The sequence below is a fragment of the Ruegeria atlantica genome, assembly GCF_001458195.1.
Taxonomy (GTDB): domain Bacteria; phylum Pseudomonadota; class Alphaproteobacteria; order Rhodobacterales; family Rhodobacteraceae; genus Ruegeria; species Ruegeria atlantica.
Genome location: NZ_CYPU01000074.1, coordinates 24,128 through 40,134, shown reverse-complemented (window position 1 = coordinate 40,134; position 16,007 = coordinate 24,128). Strand labels below are relative to the sequence as shown.

Here is a 16,007-nt window from a genome sequence, read left to right as displayed (position 1 = left end):
CATGACCAAAAAGTTCAGGGCGTCAAGTCAGCCACCGTATCAACGTCGCGCAGATGGTCCAGCAATCCTACGCGGCACCCCGGAACTGAGGCCAGAGTGTCAGCCAGCGCAGTTTCAGTAGACCAGCGTACATTACGGAACAGGCTTGTCGGCAACGCCTTGTACCGCTGAGCCCCTACCAACCAATAGCCACCGTCCGGCGCAGGGCCAAATACAAATTCCGACTGTCCCAATTCCTTGAAGGCTCGTGCGATATGCTGGGATGTGATCCCGGGAATGTCCGCGCCGATCAGACAAACCGGTCCCTGCGGCATGCCGCGCAACATGCGTCCCATGCGGTCGCCCAGATCACCGCGCCCTTGCGCCGCGCGGGGCAGATCAACGGGCCAGATGCGGCTGGTCAGACCTTCCCGATCCGGGGCGACGGCAAGCACAATCTGCCAGCGTGGGTCCCGCAATCGCCGGATCAGCACACGCGTCTGGTGACGGAACCACCACGCCGCGCCAACCATGCCGATGTCGCGCCCCAGCCGCGTCTTGACCCGACCCGGGCGAGGTTCTTTCACCATGATGACCAATGTGCGCTGCATGGTTCAGGCGAAATAGTCCCGAAGGATGCGCGTGTAGATCGCCTTGAGCTGTTCGATCTGCGCCACCGCGACGCACTCATCGACCTGATGCATCGTTCGGCCGACAAGGCCGAACTCAACCACTGGGCAATGGTCTTTGACAAACCGCGCATCCGAGGTGCCACCTGTTGTCGACAACTCGGGGCGCACACCGGTTTCGGTCTCGACCGCTTTCGCGACCAGATCAGACAGGGGGCCGGGTGGGGTCAGAAAGCTCTCGCCTGAGATCTTGATCCGAACGTTGATCGCGACATCGTAGGTTTCAGCCACGGCTTGGGCTTCCGCTTTCAGCCAATCGCTGAGGCTGGCACCCGAATGCAGATCGTTAAAGCGAATGTTCACCGCCCCGGTACATTGCGCCGGGATCACATTGGTAGCTGCGTTGCCCGTGTCAATACTCACAACGGCCAGGGTTGAGGCATCGAAATGGTCCGATCCCTGGTCCAGTTCGTGGCTGGCCAGCTGATGCATCAAACGCGCCATGGCGGGCAGAGGGTTTTTGGCCCGGTGCGGATAGGCCGAATGCCCCTGCTCACCGGTCACCGTGAACCAGGCGGTCATCGAACCACGCCGCCCGATTTTCATCATCTCGCCCATTGTGTTTGGGCAGGTCGGCTCGCCCACCAAACAGGCAGACATGCGTTCTCCGGCCTTGGACATGTAATCAAGCAGTGCCGTGGTTCCGTCCACCGCGTCCGCTTCTTCATCGCCAGTGATCGCAAGAATAATCGCCCCGTCCGGGGAGGTGTCGCGCACGAAATCCACAGCGGCCGCCGCAAAGGCCGCCACGCCGGATTTCATGTCTGTGGCCCCGCGCCCATACATCACACCTTCGCGGATTTCTGCACCAAAGGGGGGCATCGTCCAGGCTGCTTCGTCTCCCACTGGGACAACGTCAGTATGCCCGTTAAACCCAAAGCTGCGCGGATGGGCTTTCGCCCCCCAGCGCGCGTACAAATTGCTGACATCGCCCCGGTCCGCGCGGGTGCAGTCGAAGCCTGCGTCGGACAGAAGCTTCTCCAACAACACAAGCGCGCCACCTTCCTCAGGTGTGACTGATGGGCAACGGATCAGGTCCGCCGTCAACTTCACCGGATCTGTCATTTCTGGGCCCTTTTGGTTGGTTTAATCGCGGGATCGTGCACAGATTCAACGAATTGGACCAATTGCCAACCCCTCGCCACCGGATTCCGGGCGCTTTTTTTCGCGAGTCTTGAAATGACACCCCAATAAAACATGGCGGTTTACCTTGCGGCCACCTTGCCGTGCCTTTCAAATCTGCGTTAGAGGGCCGCGAAACAGGTGAATTGACGATGATACGTGCGCTTCTCGTTTGGATCTGCCTGACTTTCGCCGTTCTTGCACAGCAAAGCCAGGCGCAGACGCTTTCGGTCACGACCGTGACCCGCCCCCCGTTTTCCTATGTCGAGTACGGGGCCCAAACCGGTTTTTCAATGGACCTGCTGCAAGCCCTGTCCGAGGCACTGAATTGGGACTACTCGGTCACAAGGGTCGAGGCCTTCAGCGATATGCTGGGTGCCGTGCAGGAAGGAACCGCGGACCTGGCTGTGGCCAATATCTCGATCACGGCTGCGCGTGAAACGCAGATGGATTTCAGCCAGCCCATATTCGAGGCCGGTCTGCAGATCATGGTGCCATCGGATGCAGCGCGCAGACCATCGCTGCTGCACGCTTTGCTGTCCGTTGAATTGTTCATCGCCATCGGACTGGCCTTTGCGATCCTGCTTGGCGGCGGGATGCTGATGTGGGGGTTTGAGCGTCGAGCCCAGCCCTATTTCGACCGTAAGCTGAATGAGGCATGGTTCCCGTCATTCTGGTGGGCGCTGAATCTTGTGGTCAATGGCGGTTTCGAGGAACGCATGCCGCGCACTCCGTTCGGACGGTTGCTGGGCGTGGTACTGGTGGTGTCCTCACTGTTCATCGTATCGGTCTTCACAGCGCGCATCACGTCGGTCATGACCGTGGATGCCATCAGCGGCAACGTGAACTCAGTCAACGATCTTTACGGCAAGCAGGTGGGCACAATCTCGAACTCAACTGCCGCAAACTTCCTGAACCGGCGCGAGATTGAATTTTCCGGTTATGAAAACCTGGATGATGTGCTGACCGCATTCCAGGATAAGGAGTTGGACGCCGTTGTCTTTGACGCGCCGATCCTGTCCTATTACGCGGCGCATGAAGGACGTCGGATCGCATCGATGACTGGCGGTGTTTTTCTGCGAGAGAATTACGGGATCGCGTTCCCAACCGGCTCGCCATTGGTCGAGGACGTGAACCAGGCTCTGCTCGCGCTGCGCGAAGACGGCACCTATGATGAAATTTACCGCAAATGGTTCGGGGTGCGAAACTAAGCCGGTTCTTCATCCCCGAAAAACGGCGTCATTTGCGCCACGATAACGGCGTTTTCGTCTAAGGCCCGCTGCATCAAGTCGCGTTCGTCCGGGTCGATGTCGTGCCCCTGCGCCTCACGCTCGGCCAGAGTTCCATAACCGGTAACGTCCAGTGGCGCAGTGTCGGCCTGTTTCAGGATCGCCACGGTTTCACGCACCGCTTCAGCCTCATCCACGCCGCTAGCAAAACACATCAGCGCTGCTCCGGTCGCGCCTTCGGGCAAGCCGTCGCCTTCTTTGCGGCCAATCTGAACGAGCAATGTATAAACTTGCTGACGGGACGGTTTCTTTTGCTTTTCCATGCAGGGGGCCATAGCCGCGCGCCTGTCCGTGGTCAAGCAGCCGGGAATTGCGGGAAGCCCCCAGCACGTCCATAGTACCCGCGAAAACCCATTTCAAACTGCAAAGGATTTTTCATGGCCTACCCAAATTTTATTACAGACTTCCCTAGCCTCGACGTCCCATTCCCCGAGGACGTGGTGCAAACCGCCGTCATCCGGTCAGATGCGGGTTTGGTCGCGTTCTTCACCTTCCTCAAGGATTTCGAACTGCCACCGCATTCACACAAGGCGCAATGGGGCACGGTGGTCGAGGGCGAGGTTGAACTGACAATAGGCGGAGAAATTAAGACCTATCGCCCCGGCGACAGTTACTCGATCCCGTCTGGTGTTGAACACGGCGGGAAAATCAAAGCCGGAAGCCGCGTGATCGACGTGTTTGAGGAACCCGACCGCTATCCAGTCAAAGGATAAACAAAAAAAGGGCTGCAGCGAGATACGCTACAGCCCCGTTTCAAATCCGCACTTGATTTAGTCGCGCAGCAGTTCGTTAATCCCCGTTTTCGAACGGGTCTTCTCGTCCACACGCTTTACGATCACGGCGCAATACAGGTTGACGTTGTTCTTGGACGGCATCGAGCCCGCGACAACCACCGAATATGGCGGCACTTCGCCGTAAGTGACTTCGCCGGTTTCGCGATCCACGATCTTGGTGGACTTGCCAATAAAGACACCCATGCCCAGAACCGAACCTTCGCGGACGATACAGCCTTCGACCACTTCGGAGCGCGCGCCGATAAAGCAATTGTCTTCGATGATGGTCGGGCCAGCCTGCATTGGCTCCAAAACTCCGCCGATGCCAACACCGCCTGACAGGTGTACGTTTTTACCAATCTGCGCACAGGAACCAACGGTGGCCCAAGTATCGACCATGGTGCCTTCGTCGACATAGGCGCCCAGGTTCACGAAGGACGGCATCAGAACCACGCCGGGTGCGACATAGGCCGATTTGCGCACAACACAGTTCGGAACCGCGCGGAAGCCAGCGGCACGCCACTGGTTTTCACCCCAACCGGCGAACTTGCTGTCCACCTTGTCCCACCAGCCGCCGTCCTGCGGACCGCCGGTCTGGATTTCCATATCCTTGATGCGAAAGCCCAGCAGAACTGCCTTCTTGGCCCACTGGTTCACATGCCAATCACCGCTTTCCAGCTTTTCAGCAACCCGCAGCGAACCGCTGTCCAGCGCGGCCAGCGTATCCTCGATCGCCTCGCGTTGTTCGCCGGTGGTGGCGGGCGTGATGGTGTCGCGCGCCTCCCAGGCGGCTTCGATAGCGGTTTCCAGTTGCGCGTTGGACATCGGATGGCTCCCTGCAGAATCTGTTCACGTTTGTTTGGCCTATACGCAACTGCATCTCGCGGTGCAATGCGACGCAGAAGGTACGATTTGCGGCTAGCTTGACCTGTGTTCAGCTTGCGCGGCGGATATGGCGGGTCAGAATGGCCGTCGCCGTGGCCGCGTCCTTGCGCTTGAGCGCCTGAACGATGGCTGCGTGATCACCATCCGCACGGTGTACCCACTTGGGACGCCAATGGGCAAACAGGTGGCGCGCGCCGGCGATATGAAGGTCATCGATTGCATGCAGCAGGCGTGGCAACCCGCACGGCGTCAGGATCGAGCGATGAAAGGTACGGTTGCACGCTTCCCACTCGGGCATCGTTTGCGCAGCATCACAGGCGATCCGAGCGTCATCCGCCTCTTTGAGCGCGCCAGGCGTCATATTCTGTACCGAATGCTGCAAGGCCAGGGATTCCAGCGCGACACGCATTTCAACCACTTCGCGCACTTCTGCCGGGTCCAGCGCCGAAACACGCATACCGCGGCGCGGCTCACTTTGGGCCAACCCGTGCGCTTCCAGACGCAGCAATGCCTCGCGCACCGGTACATGGCTGGTCTCAAAGGCCCGCGCGATGTGATCCTGACGCAACTTTTCACCGGCAAGCAATTCGCCGGTGATAATCTTCTGTCTGAGGTTTTGGTAAATTGTGTCGGCGATCGTAGTGGTCATAGATTATCGATAAAATCCTTAACCACCTTCCACAAGTCGATAATTCACCCCATCAGCGGGTCCGGGGCAATATTTCCCCCGCACACCAGAACCGCCACGCGTTCGTCTGGTTCTGGCTTATATACACCTGAGGTCAAAGCCGCCAACGCGGTCGCCCCGGCCGGTTCGACCAATATGCGATGGGTCTGCCACAGCGCCTTTTGCGCGGCTGCAATCGCCTCGTCTGAGACAAGAACAGATGTCATTCCTTGCGCAAGATCGAAACAAATCCCTCCGATCCGCCGCGCGCCCAGCGCATTGGCTGCTATCCCCGAGACCGAGACATCCACCGGTTCACCCGCCTGCAGCGCCGCGTTCAGCGCGCAGGAGGTTTCCGGTTCGACTGCTACGATCTTGCGTGCCCCATCAAACCAACCCAAAGCTCCGCCAATCAGGCCACCGCCACCCACGGCCACCAGAACGGTGTCAGCCTGCAGCCCCTGTGCCTCCCATTCGGCAAAACACGTGCCCTGCCCTGCTACGGTTGCCGGTGCATCATAGGCGTGGATTTGCATCGCCCCGGTTGCTGCCTCATGCGCTTTGGCCTCGCTCAGCGCGTTCGCGTATTCACCCTGTACAACTGTCAGATCTGCGCCCGTCTGTTCAATCAGGGCGATCTTGGATGGTCCGGCAAGGTCTGGCACGAAAATCTTGGCCGGATATCCCAGCGTTTGTGCCGCATACGCCGCCGCCGCACCGTGATTGCCGCCCGAAGCCGCCACAACGCCAGCCTCGGGCACGTCCAAGCTGAGCAGCGTATTAAACGCCCCGCGCGCTTTGAAACTGCCCGTGTGCTGCATATGCTCCAGCTTCATTTCGACCGGATAATCCAATCCGGGCACGCGGCTTTCAATCACCGGGGTCACCTGCGCATACCCATTGATCCGTTCGGCGGCGGCCGAAATTTCACTCTTCCAATTCATTCTTGTTCTTCCGTGACTGGCACTCTGCCTGCGAACCCTATAGCTGTTTTATGAACACGCAAGCAGGGAACCATCACCCATGAGAGAAGACCGCCTCAGCCCTTTCCGCGACGCCCAGACTGACCGCTCGACCGCGAGCGAGGTGCCGGACACGCCGCAGACGCGCTCACCCGCCTATCGCCTTGCCTTTGCAGACGATGATTTCCTGTGCCGGGATGAGCTGCGCCCAGTGCGTTTGCAGCTGGAGTTGCTGAAGCCCGAGATGATCATGACCGAGCGTGAGATCACCTCGACCATCGTCATGTTCGGCGGCGCACGCATTCCTGAGCCGTCGCAGAAACACACCGCGCGAACCCAGACGCTGGCCAACCTGTCGCAATATTACGACGAAGCGCGGGAATTCGCCCGTCTGATGACCGAAAAATCCAATGAAACCGGTTGCCGCGAGAACGTGATCGTCACCGGCGGTGGCCCGGGCGTGATGGAGGCCGGAAATCGCGGTGCCCAGGATGCTGGCGGTTGTTCGATTGGCCTGAACATTGTGCTGCCGCACGAGCAGGCGCCGAACCTGTATGTAACGCCCGATCTCAGCTTTAACTTCCACTATTTCGCCATCCGCAAGATGCATTTCCTGATGCGCGCCCGCGCCATCACCATCTTCCCCGGCGGCTTCGGCACGATGGACGAGCTGTTCGAGTCGCTGACGTTGATCCAGACTGGCCGGATGGAACGTGTACCGTTCCTGCTGTTCGGTCGCGTTTTCTGGGAAAAAGTGATCAACTGGGAGGCGCTGGCTGATGCGGGCACGATCTCTGACGAGGACCTCGATTTGTTCCGCTTTGTCGACACCGCACAAGAGGCGGTCGACATTATCGATAACTGGGAACCGGCCCCACCGCGCGACGAAATACCGGGGCGCTGAAACATGAAGCCGCCAAAAACCGGTGAGATGCTGCACCTGCGTGGGAACGCACTGAACAAGGGCGATCCGGTGGCCCTGCCGCTGACGCAAAGCAGCATGTACCACCTGCCCGGCGCACCGGACGGGCATCCGACCTATGGCCGGGTCGACAACCCGACATGGGTGCATCTGGAACATGTTCTGACACATCTGGAAGACGCGCCCTGCCTGACCTTTCCTTCGGGCATGGGGGCGATTTCTGCCGCTTTGTTCGCGACGATCAAAGCCGGATCCCATATCCTGATCCCCTCGGACGGGTATTATGTCACGCGATTGCTGGCCGATCGGTTCCTGTCCAATCTGGGCGTCTCGGTTACTGAGCGTCCAACGACGGCGTTCGCAGAAGGCGGGTTCGACGGGTTTGACGTGGTCTTTTTGGAAAGCCCCTCGAACCCCGGTCTGGATATGATGGACCTGCTTGCGATCGCCACTGCCGTTCGCGCGGCGGGCGGTCTCACGATTGCCGACAACACAACGATGACCCCATTAGGTCAACGCCCGTTGGATTTGGGCATCGACATGGTGGTCGCTTCGGATACCAAGGCAATGGGCGGGCATTCGGACCTGCTAATGGGTCATGTCGCCAGCCGCAACGCGCAGATCATGGAACGGGTCGAAGAATGGCGGCGCGTTTCCGGCGCGATCCCCGGCCCGCATGAGGCATGGCTGCTGCATCGCGGGTTGGAAACGCTGGACGTTCGTTTCGACCGGATGTGTGCATCGGCGCAAGTGCTCGCGGAACGGTTGGCAGACCATGAGGCCGTGAAACAGATCCGCTATCCCGGCCTGTCGGATGACCCTTCCTATGCTCTAGCCAAGGCGCAGACGTCCCGGTTTGGGTTCTTGTTGTCGATCACGTTAGAGACTGAGGAAAAGGCCGAAACTTTTATCAACACCTGCCCGATGCTGCGACCGGCCACATCGTTCGGCGGTGTTCACAGTTCTGCCGAAAGACGCGTACGCTGGGGCGATGACGTCGATCCGGCCTTTATCCGATTGTCTGTCGGCTGTGAACCAATAGAGGAATTGTGGCAGTCGTTTGAGAGCAGCCTGAACGCGCTGTGATTACTTCTTTGGCTCGCGCAATTCGGTGAACACGTAGATCGGCAGCAGAACGCTGGCGATCAACGCGCCCAGCCAAACGAGCAGGGTCGCCGCTAACAGGTTGGCAACGCCGCCAACTGTCAGCCCTGCCGTAATCAGATCCGTCACCAACAGACCGACAAACGTTACGATCAAGGCAATCCCACCTTTGATCGAGGGGGCTTTTTTCTCACCCAGCTTCAGGATCAGCGGCTCGGCCACCACCTGCACCAGAGTGAACACGATCACCACGACGATGAATGATATCGGTTTGATCGCAAACCCCGACAACAATAGCGTCGAAAGCAACAACCCGATGGCATTCCCGGCCAACAGGGCCAGTGCGGATTTTATTCTGCGCGTCATGGGGTTCTCCGTGAATGATCAATTAGAAACATGCAGATGTTAACAGACTCGAAGGAATTTGCGAGCGGTTTCAAAAGCCACTTCCTTTTGGGTCATTGAAATCGCATGATAAAACACATTCATAAAGATCAGACCCACCCCCATCGACGAGAGATGTGATGAGCGACGATCCCTATACCGTTCTTGGTGTCGCCAAAGACGCCAGCGCCGCCGAGATCAAGAAGGCTTATCGGCGCATCGCCAAAGAGTGCCACCCGGACCTGAAACCCGGGGATGACGAGGCTGAAGCCAAGTTCAAGGCCGCCGCTTCGGCTTATGACCTGCTGAAAGATGCGGACACACGCGCGCGTTACGATAGTGGCGAAATTGATGCCTCGGGTCAGGAACGTCCCCAGCAGCAGTATTATCGCGAATATGCCGAGGCCGCCGGGAACCCTTATCGTGGGCGCGCAGCAGACCCGGATGACATGTCAGACATCTTTGCCGAATTCATGCGTGGCCGCGGAGGATACCAGCAGCGCACGCACGAATTTCACGCGCCGGGCCACAATCGCGCTTACAACCTGCAGATCAGTTTCCTGGATGCGGTGTTCGGCGCCAGCCAAAAGCTGACGCTGCCAGATGGTGACCGGATCGAAGTGAAGATTCCTGCGGGCATCACCGATGGACAAACCATCCGCCTGCGTGGCAAAGGCGATCCGGGTTTTGGCGAAGGCCCGCCCGGCGATGCTTTGGTCACTGTGTCAGTGGCTAAACACCCGGTCTTTGATCGTCAGGGCGATGACATTCATATCACCCTACCGATCACGATTGATGAGGCCATTCTGGGTGGCAAGGTGCCCGCGCCCACCATTGACGGTGGCGTCAATGTCAGTGTCCCCGCAGGCACCAGCAGCGGTAAAACCCTGCGTTTGCGTGGTAAGGGAGTCAGGAAGCGCGGCTCGTCCGATCGCGGCGATCAGTTGATCGAACTGACCGTGTCCATGCCGGACCAGATTGATGATGATCTGAAGCAATTCATGGAGACATGGCGCGAAACCCACAGCTATGATCCGCGGAAAGGAATGCCGTCATGACCCGCACCCTGACCGAAGAGCAGCTGATCGCAACCGTCACCCGCCTGACCTCGACCCGCCTGACCGAATACCTGGCTGCCGAAATCGTCATTCCCGAGCAAACCGAGCAGGGGCTGGTGTATCACACCCTCGACGTGGCGCGGTTGGAGCTGGCGTGCGAGCTGCACGACCAATACGAGATGGAGCCTGATGCGCTGTCGATGATGATCTCACTGATCGACCAGATGCACGGCCTTCGGGCCGAGTTACGAGAGGTACTGAATGCGGTAGAAACGCAACCGGAGCCGGTGCGTCAGACATTGATCGAGGTAATTGGAACGGCCCGGTTCGGTCGCAAGTAACCTGCGCTTAGTTGCCGACAACATACTCTTCGGGAACAAAGAACGTGTAGTCCCGATCAGCCACCGCTTCGTGACAATCATGGCAATAGACGACAGCGTCCGAACGCGCGCCCATCGTGTCACCAAACAGGGACCCATCCGGCATCACCATGATGTAACGCCAGTCCGCTGTTTCCGGGCTCGTACCTTGGGCCAGTTTTTCCATCACGAACAGGGCACCGGGATGGACGTTGCCCTCGTCGGTTACCGTGACGCTGTCCTTGGCCAGCACTGACCCCATCGGCAGCTTTTCACCCTCGGCCAAAGTGCCATAGTTGTGCGCCATACGGTTGGCATAGCTGTTCACATAGCGCTGCCCATGGGTTGCCGAGATGTAAGGCGCGTCGTTGAACAGCGGCCATGCCTGATAGTTCATCAGCAAATCCAACTGCGCGGCGGCATAGCCACGCTCCATCCGTCGCTGCAGAGACTTGTAGATGCTTAAGGCTTCTTCTTTGGACAGCTCGGCAGGATTTTCAATGGCAAGGTGAGCATCCTCACCACTGGATTGAGCGCCAGCCTGATGCGCAGCAAGCCCCACCACAAACAAAGCCGCAAGAGATGTCGGAAACAGTCTTATAAATCGTACAAACATGTATTTGGCCCACCTGCTTCAAAAGGTTCGCCTGAACGCCGCAAGTTACGTGTAAAATGATAGCGACCATGAACAAACGCGCCACGACCGGAATGCGACTCTCACTGCTTTGTGCGCAAGCGTGAGGCCTAGGCAGCCGGTTTCAGCCCCCAAAACATATCAAATTGTGCATACAAATAACAGCGGCCAGAAAATTAATTTCTTGGCGTAGTTTGCACGAAATTTGGGCTTGTCAGCTCTGCAATCCCGCTTCGGCTTCGATCTGCTTGCGCGACTTGCGGGCGCGCTCTGTGGCCGATTTCAACTGACCACAAGCTGCCATGATGTCCTCGCCACGCGTCTTGCGAATGGGAGAGGCATATCCTGCCTGATAAATGATGTTCGCAAACGCGCGGATGCGGTTGTTCGAGCTGCGCTTGTAAGGCGCGCCGGGCCATTCGTTGAACGGAATCAGGTTGATCTTGGCGGGAATGTTGTGGCTTTTGATGTGGTCGATCAAGCGATGCGCATCTTCGTCGCTATCATTCACACCATCCAGCATCACGTACTCGAAAGTAATCCGCTCGGAATTGGACACCTTGGGATAGCTTGCCAGCGCCTGCAGCAGCTCTTGGATGTTCCAGCGCTTGTTGATGGGCACCAGAAAATCGCGGGTTTCATCCGTTGTCGCGTGGAACGAGATCGCCAGCAAGCAGCCGATCTCGTCAGCTGTGCGCGCAATTTCCGGCACCACGCCGGACGTCGACAGGGTGATCCGACGGCGTGACAGAGAAATGCCTTCGGGGTCCATGGCGATCTTCATCGCGTCGCGCACGTTTTCGAAGTTGTAAAGCGGCTCACCCATGCCCATCAGAACGATGTTCGACAACAGGCGTGTTTCGTCCTTTGGCGCACCAGGGGTCGGCCATTCGTCCAGATCGTCGCGGGCCATCATCACCTGACCGACGATTTCTGCAGCCGTCAGGTTGCGCACCAGTTTTTGCGTGCCCGTATGGCAGAAGGAACAGTTCAGCGTGCAGCCCACCTGAGACGAGATACACAGCGTCCCGCGATCCTCTTCGGGGATGTAGACAACCTCAACCTCATGGCCACCCGCGATACGGCACAGGTACTTGCGAGTGCCGTCTTCGGACACCTGCCGTGTCACGACTTCGGGGATTTCCACAACGAAATTCTCAGCCAGTTGCGCACGATACGCTTTGGCGAGGTTGGTCATCTCGGTAAAATCGCGCACGCCCCATTGATAGATCCACTGCCAGATCTGCCCGGTCCGCATCTTGGCCTGCTTTTCCGGCGTGCCATGTTCGATCAGAGCGTCACGCAACTGATCACGGGTTAACCCGACAAGGTTGATCTTCCCCTCGGGCAATTTGCGGGGGATGGTCATGACATCTTGAGTGATCGGCGCTTTGGGCGACATGTTGCTATCTCAACGAATTCGGGCTTGGGATGCGCCTCTATATAGGATCGCGTGCAAAGATCAAAAGAATTCGTATCATTTAATTTGCCATGCGCAGCAATTCGTCCGCACGCGCCCGGCCCAGATCAACGCGGCAGGACGCAATGGCAATACCGGTACCAGAGCCGCCACCGTATGAGGCCCCCACTGCTTCACATTGCGCATCGCGATATCCTCTCCATGCCTCTTGTGCAGCCTCAAGTGCCGGTTGTGCGACCACACGGTCTGTGACCTCGTCCAACTCAACTGCGGACTGCATGGCGAAGCCATAGCTTGTCTCAACAGCCATATTCACGCGTTTCTCCATCTCCCCAACGCAGGCTCCGATTTCGACCTGCGAACCTGCGTCGAAACATTCCAGACTGGGATCTGCCCACGCGGCCGAAGAGAAAAGCACTGCAATCAAGACGTAACGCATTATCCGTTTCCACATATGAACCCTTGTATGTGGCCACCGTAGCACGCGTTGCGCCGTAGTCCCAATTGCAAGTCGGCCGCAAAGGCCAAACCGATGCGACCGAACTATCTGCATTACGATTGCGAGGAATCAGGTCAGGTGAACATGTCAGATACCTGCAGGTAGGATGTCGCAATCATCCGCGTCCAAAGTTTGCACGGGGTCTTTCGGGCCGCATTGCTCGCCAGAAACCGGATATGTTTCGTTGTTTTTTTCACATGCACTCAAAAACACGGCGGCGACTACCAACACGACAGCAAGAGGTTTGTTCAGCATGGATAAGCTCCTTCCATAAATTTGAACTGATTGGTTCAGAAAGATGGATCGCTTGCCTTGATGCGGATCAATTTGGGGTGGTGGACGTGGCGTAAAGATCGGATGACACGTATGGTCGCCCACGAAAAAGCCCCGCCAAATGACGGGGCTGCGTAAACCTATTGTCCTGGCTTATTGGGTGCAGCGCTTTTCGGCGTCTTCGATCGCAGCACTGAAACCCAACAGCGAGAATGTGTCTTTGGTCTGGGTTCCGCGCTCGGACCGGGCGGTCAGAACGGCCTCGGTGCCGCGCTTCATCGCTGCGACGACCTTCAGGTCTTCGCCTTCGGTTGCCGGCCAGGCCCATTCACCTTCGGTGATCAAAGCGAACTCGGTGCCGTCAATCTCAAGGGTGACCGTCGATCCTGCCGCGAAAGGATAGCCGCCGGTAAAGGTCACCTGACCTTTGACTTCGGCATTCGGGCGGTAGAACACGAACAACAGGATGTCGCTGCGGCGCACCGAAACCACGCGTCCGCCTTTGGTGTTCACAGTCTCTTTGGGCGCGGATACGCTCCAGCACTCTGTGGGATCTTTCTCCACAAAAACGCTCCAGTCGGTCTTCGCAGCAACCCGATTGGTGCTGGTCGCCTGCTGAGCGATTGCGGTTGTGGCCATTCCTGCCACGCACAGACCCGCAATTGTGCGGACGAGTTTTAATCCCATCTGTCCAGCCTCCTAGCTCGACCTAATACCTCATACCCATCGAGACCGCATACGAACTCTGTCGGTTCGTCTGTAAGTTGCGTATTCCGATGATTGTCGACATACACACACTAACGCAGGTTTCGCCACAGGCGAAAGGGCGATTGGCAGATTTTTGCGCATATAATGGAGGGGCCAGATGACGCAGCCGGTACCAATGACAGAACTATGGCGAGGCCCCTTACTGGAAAGCCTGCATCTTGGCCATGCAGTGATCTGCGACGACAGCGGTCAAATTGTACGCAGTTGGGGCGATCCGGACGCGGTGATTTACCCTCGGTCGTCTGCAAAAATGATCCAGGGGCTGCCGCTGATCACATCGGGTGCAGCCGCCAAATATGGCCTGAACTCCGAGCATCTGGCCCTCGCCTGTGCCTCGCATAGCGGCGCACATATCCATACCGACAGGGTTACTGCCTGGCTGGATCACTTGGGCTTGACCGAACACGATCTGCGCTGCGGCCCGCAAGAACCGCAGGACATGGCCGCGCGCGACGGGCTGATACTTGCCGATGACACGCCCTGCCAGATCCACAACAATTGCTCGGGCAAACATTGCGGGTTTCTGACGGTCGCGCAGCACATGGGTGCGGGACCGGAATACCTTGAGATCGACCACCCCGTACAGCAAGCCTGCCTGTCCGCGCTGGAAGAAACCACTGGGGAAACCAGCCCTGCCTTTGGAATCGACGGATGTTCGGCCCCGAACTTTGCGACGTCACTGGTCGGACTGGCGCGTTCGATGGCGTGGTTTGCCTCGGCCGCAGATCGGTCGGACCGTGCCAGCGACGCAGCGCAACAGCTTTCGGCGGCTATGATCAAGCACCCCGAACTTGTGGCGGGCGAAAGCCGCGCCTGTACAGAACTGATGCGCGCTATGGACGGTCGCGCCGCAATCAAAACCGGGGCTGAGGCGGTGTTCATTGCCATCATCCCGGAGAAACGAATGGGTGTTGCGCTGAAAATCACTGATGGCACCACCCGCGCCAGCGAATGCGCAATCGCCGCGATTCTGGTAAGCCTTGGTGTGCTGGAGGCCGATCACCCGGCCACCCGCAAATTCATGAATGCCATGCAATACAGCCGTCGCGGGCTGGAATGTGGCGAGATCAGACCTGCGCCGGGGTTCCCCGGCTAAAGGTTACATTTCGATTTCATGCACCTCGGCCACCTCGACCGAGCCTGAACCGTTGACCACCATGGGACAGCCCTCGGCCATTTCGGTCGCGGCATCAATGCTGTCGGCCTTAATGACGGTAAAACCGGACGCCGGATTTGCACCGCCATTGTCAACAACGCTTCCGTTGCTGACCGTATAGGATTGACCAACCGGATTGCCGGGTATGTCCAGCGCCTCACCCATGCCTTGAAACCATGCACCCCAGGCAGCCATAGTTGCTTCTACTTCAGCGGGGTCGGTTGGTGTGGTTCCGCCGTGATAGACAAACAAATATTGTGGCATTTTATTTCCTCCCTAATGAAAACTTATCGAAACTGCGCCTCAAGCTTGGCCAGCGACAATGTCCAGCCCATGTTGTGGTTCGCTGCAGCCTCGGCATCTGCCAGTTCGCGGTGGTCCAGAACCAACCGCGCGCCGTTTTCGGTCGCAACGACCGAAAACGTCACGTGGCTTTCCGCCCCGCGCTGATCCTGATTGTCATGCCAGGCCCAAGTGAACCCAACCGAATTGGGCGGATCAACATGGGTGACATAACCGGACACTTTGAAAGTCTGGCCTTCTGCATTCTTCATTATCGAATACCAAGGCCCCGTACGTGAGAAATTCAGGTCATGCTCGGGCACATGCACCCCTTCGGGCCCCCACCACTGCAACAGCTTCGCCCCGTCACTTATCCAGGCAAACAGGTTTTCGGGGGTGGTCGGGAACTCGCGTTCCAGTTTCAGGTCGGCCATGAGTTTTCCCTTTCAATCAGGTCGCCCAGACGATCGAGGCTGTTTTCCCAGAACTGACGTTTCGAGATCGTCCATTCCGCAATCGCCCGCAGCCCGTCAGGCTGGATAGAATACATCCGCTGGGTGCCGTGGGCGCGCTGTTGCACCAATCCGGCCTCGCGCAGCACTTTCAGATGACGCGAAATCGCTGCGCCCGACATACCGCGCCCTTGGATCAGGTCACCGGCAGGCAGCTCTCCGTCCTGCATCAGTTGCTCAACGATCGAGAACCGAGTGGAATCGGACAAAGCAGAAAAAGCATTTATCAGAGTGTTCATAGTCTTTATTTAACACGTAAGTTAAATAAAG

At 58.0% G+C, this 16,007-nt stretch carries 22 protein-coding genes; 7 read left to right on the top strand and 15 right to left on the bottom strand.

Annotated elements, in window-relative coordinates:
• Positions 1-14 precede the first annotated feature (14 nt).
• A complete protein-coding gene (locus RUA4292_RS22935; RefSeq protein WP_058279712.1) occupies positions 15-590 on the bottom strand; it encodes a TIGR04282 family arsenosugar biosynthesis glycosyltransferase in 576 nt (191 codons plus the stop codon).
• 3 nt (positions 591-593) lie between these two features.
• Positions 594-1,733 carry a succinyl-diaminopimelate desuccinylase gene (dapE, locus tag RUA4292_RS22930; protein ID WP_058279711.1) on the bottom strand — a complete coding sequence of 380 codons (1,140 nt, stop codon included), beginning with the start codon at positions 1,731-1,733 and terminating at the stop codon, positions 594-596.
• A 209-nt stretch (positions 1,734-1,942) separates the two neighbouring features.
• Between dapE and RUA4292_RS22925 the strand changes: the two genes are divergently transcribed.
• Positions 1,943-3,001 (top strand): transporter substrate-binding domain-containing protein, encoded by a 1,059-nt coding sequence (locus tag RUA4292_RS22925; protein ID WP_058279830.1) that lies wholly within the window; start codon positions 1,943-1,945, stop codon positions 2,999-3,001.
• Here RUA4292_RS22925 and RUA4292_RS22920 read toward each other — a convergent pair.
• A complete protein-coding gene (locus RUA4292_RS22920) occupies positions 2,998-3,342 on the bottom strand; it encodes a DUF8846 family protein (RefSeq protein WP_058279829.1) in 345 nt (114 codons plus the stop codon). The two genes, RUA4292_RS22925 and RUA4292_RS22920, sit on opposite strands and share 4 nt — an antisense overlap.
• 114 nt (positions 3,343-3,456) lie before the next feature.
• Between RUA4292_RS22920 and RUA4292_RS22915 the strand changes: the two genes are divergently transcribed.
• The gene (locus RUA4292_RS22915; protein ID WP_058279710.1) at positions 3,457-3,792 is read left to right on the top strand and encodes a cupin domain-containing protein; all 336 of its coding nucleotides are present in this window, start codon (positions 3,457-3,459) and stop codon (positions 3,790-3,792) included.
• Positions 3,793-3,849: 57 nt separating this feature from the next.
• Here the strand turns inward: RUA4292_RS22915 and dapD are convergent, their stop codons facing one another.
• The 3 genes from dapD to RUA4292_RS22900 form a co-directional block, all read right to left on the bottom strand.
• Positions 3,850-4,677: a 2,3,4,5-tetrahydropyridine-2,6-dicarboxylate N-succinyltransferase gene (gene dapD, locus RUA4292_RS22910; protein WP_058279709.1), complete on the bottom strand. Its 828-nt coding sequence runs from the start codon at positions 4,675-4,677 to the stop codon at positions 3,850-3,852.
• 109 nt (positions 4,678-4,786) lie between these two features.
• Positions 4,787-5,386, bottom strand: a complete 600-nt coding sequence (locus RUA4292_RS22905) for a GntR family transcriptional regulator (RefSeq protein WP_058279708.1) — start codon at positions 5,384-5,386, stop codon at positions 4,787-4,789.
• A gap of 44 nt (positions 5,387-5,430) precedes the next feature.
• On the bottom strand, positions 5,431-6,348 hold the full coding sequence (locus RUA4292_RS22900; protein WP_058279707.1) for a threonine/serine dehydratase: 918 nt from the start codon (positions 6,346-6,348) through the stop codon (positions 5,431-5,433).
• Positions 6,349-6,427: 79 nt separating this feature from the next.
• Here RUA4292_RS22900 and RUA4292_RS22895 point away from each other — a divergent pair, with 79 nt between their 5' ends.
• Both RUA4292_RS22895 and RUA4292_RS22890 read left to right on the top strand, forming a co-directional pair.
• Entirely contained in the window at positions 6,428-7,270 is an 843-nt protein-coding gene (locus tag RUA4292_RS22895) for an LOG family protein (RefSeq protein ID WP_058279706.1), read from the top strand.
• 3 nt (positions 7,271-7,273) lie between these two features.
• Positions 7,274-8,374: a cystathionine gamma-lyase gene (locus tag RUA4292_RS22890; RefSeq protein WP_058279705.1), complete on the top strand. Its 1,101-nt coding sequence runs from the start codon at positions 7,274-7,276 to the stop codon at positions 8,372-8,374.
• Here RUA4292_RS22890 and RUA4292_RS22885 read toward each other — a convergent pair whose 3' ends face one another.
• Positions 8,375-8,758, bottom strand: a complete 384-nt coding sequence (locus RUA4292_RS22885) for a hypothetical protein (protein ID WP_058279704.1) — start codon at positions 8,756-8,758, stop codon at positions 8,375-8,377. It abuts the gene before it with no gap.
• Between the two features lie 158 nt (positions 8,759-8,916).
• Here RUA4292_RS22885 and RUA4292_RS22880 point away from each other — a divergent pair, with 158 nt between their 5' ends.
• Positions 8,917-9,834: a DnaJ C-terminal domain-containing protein gene (locus tag RUA4292_RS22880; RefSeq protein ID WP_058279703.1), complete on the top strand. Its 918-nt coding sequence runs from the start codon at positions 8,917-8,919 to the stop codon at positions 9,832-9,834.
• On the top strand, positions 9,831-10,175 hold the full coding sequence (locus RUA4292_RS22875) for a hypothetical protein (protein ID WP_058272615.1): 345 nt from the start codon (positions 9,831-9,833) through the stop codon (positions 10,173-10,175). Before RUA4292_RS22880 ends, RUA4292_RS22875 begins: the two co-directional genes overlap by 4 nt.
• A 7-nt stretch (positions 10,176-10,182) precedes the next feature.
• Here RUA4292_RS22875 and RUA4292_RS22870 read toward each other — a convergent pair whose 3' ends face one another.
• From RUA4292_RS22870 to RUA4292_RS22855, 5 genes are all read right to left on the bottom strand, one after another.
• Complete coding sequence (locus tag RUA4292_RS22870) at positions 10,183-10,809, bottom strand: cytochrome P460 family protein (protein ID WP_058279702.1); 627 nt, start codon at positions 10,807-10,809, stop codon at positions 10,183-10,185.
• Positions 10,810-11,041: 232 nt separating this feature from the next.
• Complete coding sequence (gene rlmN, locus RUA4292_RS22865; RefSeq protein ID WP_058279701.1) at positions 11,042-12,229, bottom strand: dual-specificity RNA methyltransferase RlmN; 1,188 nt, start codon at positions 12,227-12,229, stop codon at positions 11,042-11,044.
• 79 nt (positions 12,230-12,308) lie between these two features.
• A complete protein-coding gene (locus RUA4292_RS22860) occupies positions 12,309-12,686 on the bottom strand; it encodes a lysozyme inhibitor LprI family protein (RefSeq protein WP_058279700.1) in 378 nt (125 codons plus the stop codon).
• Positions 12,687-12,833: 147 nt separating this feature from the next.
• Positions 12,834-13,001 (bottom strand): hypothetical protein, encoded by a 168-nt coding sequence (locus RUA4292_RS25045; RefSeq protein ID WP_199520039.1) that lies wholly within the window; start codon positions 12,999-13,001, stop codon positions 12,834-12,836.
• 171 nt (positions 13,002-13,172) lie between these two features.
• Positions 13,173-13,706, bottom strand: a complete 534-nt coding sequence (locus tag RUA4292_RS22855) for an invasion associated locus B family protein (RefSeq protein WP_058272619.1) — start codon at positions 13,704-13,706, stop codon at positions 13,173-13,175.
• 178 nt (positions 13,707-13,884) lie between these two features.
• Here RUA4292_RS22855 and RUA4292_RS22850 point away from each other — a divergent pair, with 178 nt between their 5' ends.
• Positions 13,885-14,883 (top strand): asparaginase, encoded by a 999-nt coding sequence (locus RUA4292_RS22850; protein ID WP_058279699.1) that lies wholly within the window; start codon positions 13,885-13,887, stop codon positions 14,881-14,883.
• 3 nt (positions 14,884-14,886) lie between these two features.
• On the opposite strand, the gene RUA4292_RS22845 is transcribed toward RUA4292_RS22850, so the two are convergent.
• From RUA4292_RS22845 to RUA4292_RS22835, 3 genes are read right to left on the bottom strand one after another with little or no spacing between them, the layout of a single operon-like run.
• Positions 14,887-15,207, bottom strand: a complete 321-nt coding sequence (locus RUA4292_RS22845; protein ID WP_058279698.1) for a YciI family protein — start codon at positions 15,205-15,207, stop codon at positions 14,887-14,889.
• A gap of 23 nt (positions 15,208-15,230) precedes the next feature.
• Positions 15,231-15,659: an SRPBCC family protein gene (locus tag RUA4292_RS22840; protein ID WP_058279697.1), complete on the bottom strand. Its 429-nt coding sequence runs from the start codon at positions 15,657-15,659 to the stop codon at positions 15,231-15,233.
• Positions 15,647-15,976 carry an ArsR/SmtB family transcription factor gene (locus tag RUA4292_RS22835; RefSeq protein WP_058279696.1) on the bottom strand — a complete coding sequence of 110 codons (330 nt, stop codon included), beginning with the start codon at positions 15,974-15,976 and terminating at the stop codon, positions 15,647-15,649. The genes RUA4292_RS22840 and RUA4292_RS22835 overlap by 13 nt, the downstream gene beginning before the upstream one ends.
• Positions 15,977-16,007: the final 31 nt, after the last annotated feature.

What these genes read in the sequence shown, in the direction of transcription:
- RUA4292_RS22845 (WP_058279698.1), bottom strand. Translation starts at nt 15,207, where the DNA reads ATGCCACAATATTTGTTTGTCTATCACGGCGGAACCACACCAACCGAC.
- RUA4292_RS22900 (WP_058279707.1), bottom strand. Translation starts at nt 6,348, where the DNA reads ATGAATTGGAAGAGTGAAATTTCGGCCGCCGCCGAACGGATCAATGGG.
- RUA4292_RS22880 (WP_058279703.1), top strand. Translation starts at nt 8,917, where the DNA reads ATGAGCGACGATCCCTATACCGTTCTTGGTGTCGCCAAAGACGCCAGC.
- RUA4292_RS22895 (WP_058279706.1), top strand. Translation starts at nt 6,428, where the DNA reads ATGAGAGAAGACCGCCTCAGCCCTTTCCGCGACGCCCAGACTGACCGC.
- RUA4292_RS22875 (WP_058272615.1), top strand. Translation starts at nt 9,831, where the DNA reads ATGACCCGCACCCTGACCGAAGAGCAGCTGATCGCAACCGTCACCCGC.
- RUA4292_RS22905 (WP_058279708.1), bottom strand. Translation starts at nt 5,386, where the DNA reads ATGACCACTACGATCGCCGACACAATTTACCAAAACCTCAGACAGAAG.
- RUA4292_RS22870 (WP_058279702.1), bottom strand. Translation starts at nt 10,809, where the DNA reads ATGTTTGTACGATTTATAAGACTGTTTCCGACATCTCTTGCGGCTTTG.
- dapD (WP_058279709.1), bottom strand. Translation starts at nt 4,677, where the DNA reads ATGTCCAACGCGCAACTGGAAACCGCTATCGAAGCCGCCTGGGAGGCG.
- RUA4292_RS22860 (WP_058279700.1), bottom strand. Translation starts at nt 12,686, where the DNA reads ATGCGTTACGTCTTGATTGCAGTGCTTTTCTCTTCGGCCGCGTGGGCA.
- RUA4292_RS22850 (WP_058279699.1), top strand. Translation starts at nt 13,885, where the DNA reads ATGACGCAGCCGGTACCAATGACAGAACTATGGCGAGGCCCCTTACTG.
- RUA4292_RS25045 (WP_199520039.1), bottom strand. Translation starts at nt 13,001, where the DNA reads ATGCTGAACAAACCTCTTGCTGTCGTGTTGGTAGTCGCCGCCGTGTTT.
- RUA4292_RS22835 (WP_058279696.1), bottom strand. Translation starts at nt 15,976, where the DNA reads ATGAACACTCTGATAAATGCTTTTTCTGCTTTGTCCGATTCCACTCGG.
- RUA4292_RS22890 (WP_058279705.1), top strand. Translation starts at nt 7,274, where the DNA reads ATGAAGCCGCCAAAAACCGGTGAGATGCTGCACCTGCGTGGGAACGCA.
- rlmN (WP_058279701.1), bottom strand. Translation starts at nt 12,229, where the DNA reads ATGTCGCCCAAAGCGCCGATCACTCAAGATGTCATGACCATCCCCCGC.
- RUA4292_RS22885 (WP_058279704.1), bottom strand. Translation starts at nt 8,758, where the DNA reads ATGACGCGCAGAATAAAATCCGCACTGGCCCTGTTGGCCGGGAATGCC.
- RUA4292_RS22855 (WP_058272619.1), bottom strand. Translation starts at nt 13,706, where the DNA reads ATGGGATTAAAACTCGTCCGCACAATTGCGGGTCTGTGCGTGGCAGGA.
- RUA4292_RS22935 (WP_058279712.1), bottom strand. Translation starts at nt 590, where the DNA reads ATGCAGCGCACATTGGTCATCATGGTGAAAGAACCTCGCCCGGGTCGG.
- RUA4292_RS22925 (WP_058279830.1), top strand. Translation starts at nt 1,943, where the DNA reads ATGATACGTGCGCTTCTCGTTTGGATCTGCCTGACTTTCGCCGTTCTT.
- dapE (WP_058279711.1), bottom strand. Translation starts at nt 1,733, where the DNA reads ATGACAGATCCGGTGAAGTTGACGGCGGACCTGATCCGTTGCCCATCA.
- RUA4292_RS22915 (WP_058279710.1), top strand. Translation starts at nt 3,457, where the DNA reads ATGGCCTACCCAAATTTTATTACAGACTTCCCTAGCCTCGACGTCCCA.
- RUA4292_RS22840 (WP_058279697.1), bottom strand. Translation starts at nt 15,659, where the DNA reads ATGGCCGACCTGAAACTGGAACGCGAGTTCCCGACCACCCCCGAAAAC.
- RUA4292_RS22920 (WP_058279829.1), bottom strand. Translation starts at nt 3,342, where the DNA reads ATGGAAAAGCAAAAGAAACCGTCCCGTCAGCAAGTTTATACATTGCTC.